Here is a 211-nt window from a genome sequence, read left to right as displayed (position 1 = left end):
TTTTTATTTAAAACTGGCCGAACAGAAGTTTGAAGCCTTTCTGAATATACCCTACTTAGAGCACCTTAAAATTACACCCATCGTTAAGCACTTTAAAGAGATTAGTGAGGTGAACGATGTTGCTAACAAGCATGAAGCTAATCTTATTGTCATACGATCTCATGGTCCTAGTCGTGTTAAGGAAGTATTGGGAGGTTCTAACACAGAGAAA

At 37.4% G+C, this 211-nt stretch carries 1 protein-coding gene; it reads left to right on the top strand.

The window, feature by feature from the left end; genetic code table 11:
- Nucleotides 1-211, top strand: a 211-nt coding sequence (locus ACRHOC_RS15920) for a universal stress protein (RefSeq protein ID WP_431159528.1), incomplete at both ends; no start/stop codon positions are given.

The organism is Winogradskyella poriferorum (genome assembly GCF_050618035.1).
In the GTDB taxonomy this organism is placed as follows: Bacteria; Bacteroidota; Bacteroidia; order Flavobacteriales; family Flavobacteriaceae; genus Winogradskyella; species Winogradskyella poriferorum_A.
This window is presented reverse-complemented; position numbering and strand designations above follow the sequence as displayed.